General features: G+C 64.3%; 11 protein-coding genes and 1 pseudogene. 4 read left to right on the top strand and 8 right to left on the bottom strand.

Annotation, left to right across the window (positions count from 1 at the left end; genetic code table 11):
* Both VNZ93_RS17085 and VNZ93_RS17080 read left to right on the top strand, forming a co-directional pair.
* Positions 1 to 298 (top strand): hypothetical protein (locus VNZ93_RS17085; RefSeq protein WP_325707716.1); only part of this gene is annotated, 298 nt, incomplete at its 5' end.
* Between the two features lie 136 nt (positions 299 to 434).
* Positions 435 to 869 carry a hypothetical protein gene (locus VNZ93_RS17080; RefSeq protein ID WP_325707713.1) on the top strand — a complete coding sequence of 145 codons (435 nt, stop codon included), beginning with the start codon at positions 435 to 437 and terminating at the stop codon, positions 867 to 869.
* Between the two features lie 67 nt (positions 870 to 936).
* Here the strand turns inward: VNZ93_RS17080 and leuC are convergent, their stop codons facing one another.
* From leuC to VNZ93_RS17040, 8 genes are all read right to left on the bottom strand, one after another.
* Positions 937 to 2,340, bottom strand: a complete 1,404-nt coding sequence (leuC, locus tag VNZ93_RS17075; protein ID WP_325707710.1) for a 3-isopropylmalate dehydratase large subunit — start codon at positions 2,338 to 2,340, stop codon at positions 937 to 939.
* A 74-nt stretch (positions 2,341 to 2,414) separates the two neighbouring features.
* Positions 2,415 to 2,615: a hypothetical protein gene (locus VNZ93_RS17070; RefSeq protein WP_325707707.1), complete on the bottom strand. Its 201-nt coding sequence runs from the start codon at positions 2,613 to 2,615 to the stop codon at positions 2,415 to 2,417.
* Positions 2,616 to 2,641: 26 nt separating this feature from the next.
* Complete coding sequence (gene rplS, locus VNZ93_RS17065; RefSeq protein ID WP_325707704.1) at positions 2,642 to 3,043, bottom strand: 50S ribosomal protein L19; 402 nt, start codon at positions 3,041 to 3,043, stop codon at positions 2,642 to 2,644.
* 149 nt (positions 3,044 to 3,192) lie between these two features.
* On the bottom strand, positions 3,193 to 3,924 hold the full coding sequence (gene trmD, locus VNZ93_RS17060; protein WP_325707701.1) for a tRNA (guanosine(37)-N1)-methyltransferase TrmD: 732 nt from the start codon (positions 3,922 to 3,924) through the stop codon (positions 3,193 to 3,195).
* Positions 3,921 to 4,487, bottom strand: a complete 567-nt coding sequence (gene rimM / locus VNZ93_RS17055) for a ribosome maturation factor RimM (protein WP_325707698.1) — start codon at positions 4,485 to 4,487, stop codon at positions 3,921 to 3,923. The genes trmD and rimM overlap by 4 nt, the downstream gene beginning before the upstream one ends.
* 6 nt (positions 4,488 to 4,493) lie before the next feature.
* Positions 4,494 to 4,844 (bottom strand): 30S ribosomal protein S16, encoded by a 351-nt coding sequence (rpsP, locus tag VNZ93_RS17050; protein WP_325707695.1) that lies wholly within the window; start codon positions 4,842 to 4,844, stop codon positions 4,494 to 4,496.
* Positions 4,845 to 4,891: 47 nt separating this feature from the next.
* A complete protein-coding gene (gene ffh, locus VNZ93_RS17045) occupies positions 4,892 to 6,424 on the bottom strand; it encodes a signal recognition particle protein (protein ID WP_325707693.1) in 1,533 nt (510 codons plus the stop codon).
* Between the two features lie 166 nt (positions 6,425 to 6,590).
* Positions 6,591 to 7,214 carry a GyrI-like domain-containing protein gene (locus VNZ93_RS17040; protein ID WP_325707690.1) on the bottom strand — a complete coding sequence of 208 codons (624 nt, stop codon included), beginning with the start codon at positions 7,212 to 7,214 and terminating at the stop codon, positions 6,591 to 6,593.
* 195 nt (positions 7,215 to 7,409) lie between these two features.
* Between VNZ93_RS17040 and dapF the strand changes: the two genes are divergently transcribed.
* Positions 7,410 to 8,288: a diaminopimelate epimerase gene (dapF, locus tag VNZ93_RS17035; RefSeq protein ID WP_325707687.1), complete on the top strand. Its 879-nt coding sequence runs from the start codon at positions 7,410 to 7,412 to the stop codon at positions 8,286 to 8,288.
* Positions 8,285 to 8,667: pseudogene (locus VNZ93_RS17030) on the top strand (tRNA (N(6)-L-threonylcarbamoyladenosine(37)-C(2))-methylthiotransferase MtaB); the annotation flags it as partial. The gene dapF and the pseudogene VNZ93_RS17030, both read left to right, overlap by 4 nt.

Raw genomic sequence — 8,667 nt, 5'->3', positions numbered from 1 at the left:
GATGAAGGCTATGGTTGTAACTCTCGCCGCGGCGGGCATCGCTGCAGCATTCGCGATGCCGGCGAAGGCGGATGGAACCGCTAAAGCAAACGGCGTCAACACCACGGCGAATGTCGAACACACCGACATCAGTGCGCAGCGTCGCTATCATCGCCACTATTATGGGCCGCGTCGCGGTTATTATGGTCCGCGCTATGGGTATTACCGGCCCGCTCCGTACTATCGTCCTTATTACGGTTACGGACCCGGCGTCGGTTTCGGGTTCTATGGCGGGCCGCGGGTCGGCGTCTGGTTCTGACGTCCGGCAAAACGAAATCATGGAAGGCCCGCCGCGAGGCGGGCCTTTTCATTTGGCAAGTCGTTCGAGACACGAAACCCAACGCTCGTACGCGCGTTGGTTCCCTGTAGTGTGTTCAGGTGCCAGGGAGCATGAGATGAAAAAGCTTCTGTTGGCATTGGCAGCAGCATGTTTCGCGGTGGTGCTGGCAATGCCGGTCCAGGCCGAATCGAAGATCAAACCCGCTGGCCTCAACGCCGGTACCGATGCCAAAGAGACCAGCGATATCTCGTCGCAACGCCGATACCACCGCGGCTATTGGGGTCCGCGTCGCGCCTATTGGGGCCCTCGCCGCTATTGGGCGCCGCGCTACAGATACTGGGGACCGCGACGTGCTTACTGGGGTCCGCGGCGTGCGTATTGGGGCCCGCGTTACCGTTACTGGGGTCCGCGCTATGCCTATTGGGGACCACGCCGCGCCTGGTGGGGTCCGCGCTATTACTGGCGTCCACGCCCCGCGTTTTGGGGACCGCGCTTCTATTGGGGCGGCCCGGTCGTGACCTTTGGCTTCGGCCCACGCTGGTGGTGGTGAGCCTCGTTCGAAACGAAAAGGCCCGCCTCGCGGCGGGCCTTTTCGCATTGAGCGATAACAGCGATCGCTATTTCCACTCGCGCACGTCGACGAAGTGACCGGCGACTGCGGCCGCGGCTGCCATCGCCGGCGACACAAGATGCGTGCGGCCCTTGAAGCCCTGACGGCCCTCGAAGTTGCGGTTCGACGTCGAGGCGCAACGCTCCTCGGGCTTCAGCTTGTCCGGATTCATCGCAAGACACATCGAGCAACCCGGTTCGCGCCATTCGAAGCCGGCCTTGATGAAGATCTTGTCGAGCCCTTCGGCTTCTGCCTGCTCCTTAACGAGACCGGAGCCCGGCACGATCATCGCGTTGACGTTGGCGTTGACGCTCTTGTCCTTCACGATGCGCGCAACCTCGCGCAGATCCTCGATGCGACCATTCGTGCACGACCCGATGAACACGCGGTCGAGCTTGATGTCGGTGATCTTGGTGCCTGGGGTGAGACCGATATATTCCAGCGCGCGCTTCTTCGAGAGGCGCTTTGCTTCATCGGCGATGTCGTCCGGATTCGGCACCTTGCCGGTGACCGAGATTACGTCTTCCGGGCTGGTGCCCCAGGAAACCAGCGGCGGCAGATTTGTGGCGTCGAGCCGGATCTCGTGATCGAAATGTGCGCCGTCGTCGGAGTGCAGCGTCTCCCAATAGCGCAGCGCGCGATCCCAATCCTTGCCCTTCGGCGCCTTCGGGCGATCCTTGAGATACGCGAAGGTCTTCTCGTCCGGCGCCACCATGCCGGCGCGTGCGCCGCCTTCGATCGACATGTTGCAGATCGTCATGCGGCCTTCCATCGAGATGGAGCGGATCGCTTCGCCGGCATATTCGAGCGCGTAGCCCGTGCCGCCGGCGGTGCCGATCTCGCCGATGATGGCCAGGATGATGTCCTTCGCGGTCACGCCGGGCGGCAGCTGGCCGTCGACGATCGCGCGCATGTTCTTCGACTTCTTCTGGATCAGCGTCTGGGTGGCGAGCACGTGCTCGACCTCCGACGTGCCGATGCCATAGGCGAGCGCACCGAACGCGCCATGCGTCGCGGTGTGGCTGTCGCCGCAAACGATGGTCGTGCCCGGCAGCGTGAAGCCCTGCTCGGGTCCGATGATGTGGACGATGCCCTGACGCTTGTCGAACTCGTTGTAATATTCGAGGCCGAAGTCGCGCGCATTCTCCGCCAGCACCTTGATCTGCTCAGCGCTCTCCGGATCGGGGTTAGGCAATTTGCGATCGGTGGTCGGCACGTTGTGATCGACCACGGCCAGGGTCTTGTTCGGCGCGCGCACCTTGCGGCCGGCATTGCGCAGCCCCTCGAAGGCTTGCGGCGAGGTCACCTCATGCACGAGATGACGATCGATATACAGGAGGCAGGTGCCGTCCGGTTGTTCGTCGACGACGTGGTCGTCCCAGATCTTGTCGTAGAGGGTGCGAGGCTTCATGGCATGTCTCGATGTCGTTTGAACGGATAAAGGCTGGCGGCTGACATTCGCGCGGCTGCGCGAAGCGTCGCGCGTCAAAGGCCGGCGAGGATCGACGCGGTCATACGGCCGAAAAAACGGCCGGGCAGGCGGTCGTGATCCCGCAGGACAAAGGCGAAAGGCCCTATGAAACCGCTCAAGCTCATGGCTGCGATATAACAATTCCAGTCTGAAGCCGCAATGAAGCGGAATTTCATGGATCGCAAACGAAAATGGCCGGGCGTTTGCCCGGCCATCGCGCATCCAGCGAATGATGGATGGGTTACTCCGCAGCGGCTTTCGCGGTTTCCGCGTTGCCGCCGTGACGACCCTGGGCTTCGGCGATACGCGCCGACTTGCCGCGCAGGCCACGCAGATAATAGAGCTTTGCGCGGCGGACCTTGCCGCGGCGCACGACCTTGATCGAGTCGATCAGCGGCGCATAGAGCGGGAACACGCGCTCGACACCTTCGCCATACGAAATCTTGCGCACGGTGAAGTTCTCGTTCAGGCCGCCGCCCGAGCGCGCAATGCAAACGCCTTCATAGGCCTGTACGCGGGTGCGCTCGCCTTCCTTCACCTTGACGTTGACGATCACGGTGTCGCCCGGCTCGAAATCCGGAATCTCACGGCCGGCCGAGAGTTTCGCCACCTGTTCCTGGTCAAGCTGCTCGATGATGTTCATGGCGATATCTCCGTATCGGTCGGCGGCGCCGGGTCTCGGTGCGCGAGGGACTCGCATCACCGACATGCGCGGCACGGCAAAATGGGGCGCAAAAGTGGGGACAGTTTCGTCCGGTTTCGGCGGGGTTCTAGTCGAAAGACAGGGACTTGTCACCCATCCGTTGAGCCCTTTTTTCGAGGAAATTCGGGCCGATTTTCGGCGGGCCGCTGCGACCACAGGTCCGGGCGCCGGATTTTGGTCAGCCGCTCGGCCTCTGACCGACGCCAGGCCGCGACTTTCGCGTGGTCCCCGGAGGTGAGGATCTCCGGAATGGGGCGGCCTTCGAACACCTGGGGCCGGGTGTAGTGCGGGTATTCGAGTAGGCCCTGCGCGAAACTCTCTTCCTCGGCGGAAACCGCCTTGCCCATCACGCCCGGCAGGAGCCGGACGCAGGCGTCGAGCAGCACCAGGGCCGCAATTTCGCCGCCCGACAGGACGTAATCGCCGATCGACACCTCTTCGAGGCCGCGCGCCTCGATCAGCCGCTCGTCCACCCCCTCGAACCGCCCGCACAGGATGACCGCGCCCGGTCCCGCGGAAAGGTCGATGACCCGCTGCTGGGTCAATGGCCGACCGCGCGGACTCATCAGCAGGCGTGGCCGGCTGTCCGCCCCGATCGAGTCGATGGCGCGGGCAAGAACGTCGGCTTTCATCACCATGCCCGGGCCGCCGCCGGCCGGCGTGTCGTCGACCTGCCGATGGACGCCGATGCCGAAATCGCGGATGTCGATCGTGTCCAGCGACCACGTTCCCGCCGCCAGCGCCTTGCCGGCAAGGCTCAGGCCCAGCGGGCCCGGGAACATGTCCGGAAAGATGGTGAGGACAGTGGCGCGGAAGGTCATTGCCCGGACCCCTCTCCCGTTTTGGGAGCAGGATCCTGCACGATGATTTCTTCCGGCATCACGACGACGATCCGGCCGCCGACGATATCGATCTCCGGAACCGTCGCTTCGTTGAAGGCGAGGAGGATCGAATCGCCGTTGCCGGTCAGCTTCAACTCGACGATGTCGCCAGCGCCGAAATTATGCAGCGCAACGACTTCACCGAGCGCATCGCCCTGCGGTGTGACCGCAGCAAGCCCGATCAGGTCGGCGTGGTAGAATTCGCCGTCCTCGGTTTCGGGCAACCGGTCGCGGTCCACATACAGAGTGAGGTCGCGCAACGCTTCGGCCTGCTCCCGGCGTGTCACGCCGACGAAGCGGACGGTGAACCCATCCCGGGACGGCTTTACCGAATCGATTTCGAAGCGCCGCGAGCCGTCTTCCGTTTCAAGCGGACCGTATTGCGCGAATGCATCCGGCTGCTCCGTGAAGGATCGCAGATGCACGCCGCCGCGCAGGCCGTGCGCGGCGCCGATCTGCGCCACGCAGACTCGTGTCTCGCGCCCGCCACTCGGACGCGACATGTGCGATTAGCTCGCGGCCGGAGCGCCGCCGGCAGCCTTCGCGGCTTCGGCAGCCTTGCGCTCCTTGCGCGGAATGGCCTTTTCCGGATTGTTGCGCTTCTCGCGCTTCATCACGCCGGCCGCATCGAGGAAGCGGGCAACGCGATCGGACGGCTGGGCGCCCTTGGCGATCCAGGCCTTCGCCTTTTCGACGTCGAACTTCAGGCGGTCCTTGTTGTCCTTCGGCATCAGCGGATTGTAATAGCCGAGACGCTCGATGAAGCGGCCGTCGCGCGGGGAGCGCGAGTCAGCGACGACGATGTGGTAGACCGGGCGCTTCTTGGTGCCGGCACGGGCCATGCGCAGTACGACGGACATCTGAGTTTTCCTTTCGCTCGATTCGTTTGTGTGTGTGTGTGTGTTGGTTATTTCTTCTTCCCCAAACCGGGGAAACCGCCACCAAGGCCCGGCAATTTGCCGCCGCCGAGGCCGGGCAAACCGCCCGGAATTCCAGGGATATTCTGCGGGAGACCGGGCATGCCGGGTGGCAAAGCGCCACCCTGCTGCATTTGCTCGGCCATCTTCTGCATTTCTTCCCGCGATGGCATGCCCTTGCCGAAGCCCATGGCGCCGGCAAGCTGCGCCAGCGGACCGCGCTTTGCACCGCCCATGGCCTTCATCATGTCGGCCATGCCGCGATGCATCTTGAGAAGCTTGTTGATCTGTTCGGGCGTGGTGCCCGAGCCGGCCGCGATGCGCTTCTTGCGGCTGGCTTTGAGAATGTCGGGGTTGCGCCGCTCCTGCGGAGTCATCGAATCGATGATCGCGCATTGCCGCTTCAACAATGAGTCGTCGAGATTGGCGGCCGCGAGCTGGTTCTTCATCTTCGCGATGCCCGGCATCATGCCCATCAGGCCGCCGAGGCCGCCGAGCTTCTGCATCTGGGCCAGTTGATCGCGCAGATCGGCGAGATCGAACGCACCCTTGCGCATCCGCTCGGCCGTGCGGGCGGCCTTCTCCGCATCGATATTGGCGGCGGCCTTCTCGACCAGCGAGACGATATCGCCCATGCCGAGAATGCGGCCGGCGATGCGCTGCGGATCGAAAGTCTCGAGCGCATCCATCTTTTCGCCGGTGCCAATCAGCTTGATCGGCTTGCCGGTGACCGCGCGCATCGAGAGCGCCGCGCCGCCGCGGCCGTCGCCGTCGACCCGGGTCATCACGATGCCGGTCAGCCCGACGCGTTCGTCGAATGCCTTCGCGAGATTAACCGCGTCCTGGCCGGTCAGCGCATCGGCGACCAGCAGGACTTCATGCGGATTGGCGGCGCTCTTCACCTCCGCCGCTTCCGCCATCATCGCCTCGTCGAGCGTGATGCGGCCGGCGGTGTCGAGGATCACGACGTCATAGCCGCCGAGCTTTGCGGCTTCGATCGCGCGCCTGGAGATTTGCGTCGGGGTCTGGCCGGCCACGATCGGCAGCGTGTCGACGCTGACCTGCTTGCCGAGCACGGCGAGCTGCTCCATCGCCGCCGGACGGCGGGTGTCGAGCGAGGCCATCAGCACCTTGCGCCTGGCGAGGTCGGTGATGCGCTTTGCGATCTTCGCGCTGGTCGTGGTTTTGCCGGAGCCCTGAAGGCCGACCATCATGATCGCGACCGGCGGGGCTGCGTTCAGGTCGATGGGGTCCGCGTCCGAGCCGAGCGTATTGACCAGCTCGTCATGGACGATCTTCACGACCATCTGGCCGGGGGTGACCGATTTGATGACGATCTCGCCGACCGCCTTCTCGCGCACCCGCTCGATGAAGGCGCGGGCGACATCGAGCGACACGTCGGCTTCGAGCAGCGCTCGGCGGACCTCGCGCATCGCGGCGTCGACATCCTCCGGCCGCAGCGCGCCGCGCCGCGTCAGGGTGTCGAGAATTCCGCTCAGGCGATCCGACAGATTGTCGAACATGCGCTTTTCCAAATCAGAACGCGCCCGAGGGCGCCTAGCGCTGTCGGGCGGGGACCTCCGGCCTCTCGGACCGGTCGGCGGGTCAGTACGTCGATCTCTTGCGAGAGCGCGCGGAAACTAGGGGTGCGGACCCCTGAAGTCAAGGAAACCGCGATGACAGGCCGGATTATTGCGGCTTCGGCGCCGTTTCGGGCGCGGAGGGCGCAGGGTCCGGCGCTTGAGGCCCCTCACCAGAGGCCTCATCCCGGATCGGGAAAATGACCTCGATCACCAGTTCGTCTTCCGGGGTGGTGCGGGGGTCGGTCACGTAGCGCTCGATGAAAAGTTCCGCAGGCTGCAGGTTCTTCTCGTCGAAGAAATTGGTAATCGCCTCGTACAGGTTCTCCATCCCGTCATAGGCGCCGCGATGGACGAACCTGAAGGCCTTGCCGGACGGCGAGGTTCCGACGGCGATGTCTCCCTTGGGCGGGTTGTCGAACGGACCCATCACCGGGACCGCCGCGCGGAAGTCGAAGCCGCTGTCGTCGGCGCCGGTATAAATCATCATGGCGTCGCCATCGGGCTTGAGGCCGCGACGGTCGATATATTCGTGGACGGTCCTGAACGCCTCGACCAGCGTCTCGTAGGCGGTATCCCAAGTCCCGGTACCCTGCAGGTAGACGATTGTCTTCTCGGGGAGCGTGATTTCCGCGCCGAAGGTGTCGTCCTGCTGTGCCTGGGCGCTCGGGCCCGCAAACAGCGCGATCGCCAGGCCCAATGTGGCGGCAGCCAGCGAACGGCGCGACAGCATCTGATCAACTCCCTGCAATCCAAAGGTTATGGCGCGGATGCAGACCTTTTCATGTCGAACCGTCGCCCGCCGCGCTTATGCCCGCCGCCTGAAGCTTCGTCATCCGGCGGAACCGCCGCACGCTGGCCAAGCTGCACCGATTGGCCCATATAGGCGGCATTGGAACAACCCGGACTTTCCGTCAAAGCACCCGTCATGAGCGCGCTCGCGAACCACGCCTTCGTGAAGATGAACGGCATCGGCAACGAGATTGTCGTGGTGGACATGCGCGCGGGCGGACAGCCGATCACCGCTGACGATGCGCGCGCGGTCGCCGCGCCGGAGGGTGCGCCGTACGATCAGCTCATGGTGCTGTACCCGCCGCGGGCTGGTGGAACCGAAAGCTTCGTGAGGATCTACAACAATGACGGGTCGGAAGCCGGCGCCTGCGGTAACGGCATGCGCTGTGTCGCCTCGATGGTGTTCGACCAGACCGGCAAGGATGCGCTGACCTTCGAGACCAGGGCGGGTTTGATCAATTGCTGGCGCGGGCCGCAGCCGGGCACCTTTACCGTCGACATGGGTCAGCCCCGGTTCGGCTGGAGGGATATTCCGCTCGCCGAGGAGTTCCGCGATACGCGCGGGATCGAATTGCAGGTCGGACCGATCGACAAGCCGATCCTGCACACGCCTTCGGTGGTCAGCATGGGCAATCCTCACGCTATCTTCTGGGTCGAGGATCCCTATGCGTATGATCTGGAGAAGCTCGGTCCGCTGCTCGAGCATCATCCGGTGTTTCCGGACCGTGCCAACATCACGCTGGCGGCGATCAAGTCGCGCGACCACATCGTGATGCGGACCTGGGAACGCGGCGCCGGACTTACGAGGGCCTGCGGCTCCGCCGCCTGCGCCACCGCTGTCGCCGCGGCACGACTCAACCGGACCGACCGCAAGGTGGGCATGTCGCTGCCGGGTGGCGATCTCGTCATCGAGTGGCGCGAGCGTGACGATCATGTGCTGATGACCGGTGGCGTGGAATTCGAGCGCGAAGGCCGCTTCGATCCTGCGCTGTTTGCTCAGAAGGCGTCAGCATGAGCGTGGAGATCGTCACGTTCGGGTGCCGCCTCAACACGCATGAATCCGAAATCATGCGCAACAAGGCGCATGAGGCCGGGCTGACCGATGCGATCGTGGTCAACACCTGCGCGGTCACGGCAGAAGCGGTGCGGCAGGCGCGCCAGACCATTCGCAAGCTGCGGCGGGAAAAGCCCGACACGCGTATCGTGGTGACCGGCTGCGCAGCGCAGACGGAGCCCGCGACATTCGCCGCGATGCCCGAAGTCGATCGCGTCGTCGGAAATACCGAGAAGTTCGATGTTGCGGCCTGGAACGATACGCGTGCAGCATTCGACCGCGCCGCGTTTGGCATCGATGCGGAAGAGAAGGTCGTCGTCAACGACATCATGGCGGTGCG

Origin of the sequence: Pseudorhodoplanes sp., from assembly GCF_035565795.1 — a bacterium.
In the GTDB taxonomy this organism is placed as follows: Bacteria; Pseudomonadota; Alphaproteobacteria; order Rhizobiales; family Xanthobacteraceae; genus Pseudorhodoplanes.
This window is presented reverse-complemented; position numbering and strand designations above follow the sequence as displayed.

Bases quoted from the DNA above. Each gene is read 5' to 3' on its own strand.
- VNZ93_RS17080 (WP_325707713.1), top strand. From the start codon at position 435: ATGAAAAAGCTTCTGTTGGCATTGGCAGCAGCATGTTTCGCGGTGGTG.
- dapF (WP_325707687.1), top strand. From the start codon at position 7,410: ATGAGCGCGCTCGCGAACCACGCCTTCGTGAAGATGAACGGCATCGGC.
- VNZ93_RS17070 (WP_325707707.1), bottom strand. From the start codon at position 2,615: ATGGCCGGGCAAACGCCCGGCCATTTTCGTTTGCGATCCATGAAATTC.
- VNZ93_RS17040 (WP_325707690.1), bottom strand. From the start codon at position 7,214: ATGCTGTCGCGCCGTTCGCTGGCTGCCGCCACATTGGGCCTGGCGATC.
- rimM (WP_325707698.1), bottom strand. From the start codon at position 4,487: ATGTCGCGTCCGAGTGGCGGGCGCGAGACACGAGTCTGCGTGGCGCAG.
- trmD (WP_325707701.1), bottom strand. From the start codon at position 3,924: ATGACCTTCCGCGCCACTGTCCTCACCATCTTTCCGGACATGTTCCCG.
- rplS (WP_325707704.1), bottom strand. From the start codon at position 3,043: ATGAACATCATCGAGCAGCTTGACCAGGAACAGGTGGCGAAACTCTCG.
- ffh (WP_325707693.1), bottom strand. From the start codon at position 6,424: ATGTTCGACAATCTGTCGGATCGCCTGAGCGGAATTCTCGACACCCTG.
- leuC (WP_325707710.1), bottom strand. From the start codon at position 2,340: ATGAAGCCTCGCACCCTCTACGACAAGATCTGGGACGACCACGTCGTC.
- rpsP (WP_325707695.1), bottom strand. From the start codon at position 4,844: ATGTCCGTCGTACTGCGCATGGCCCGTGCCGGCACCAAGAAGCGCCCG.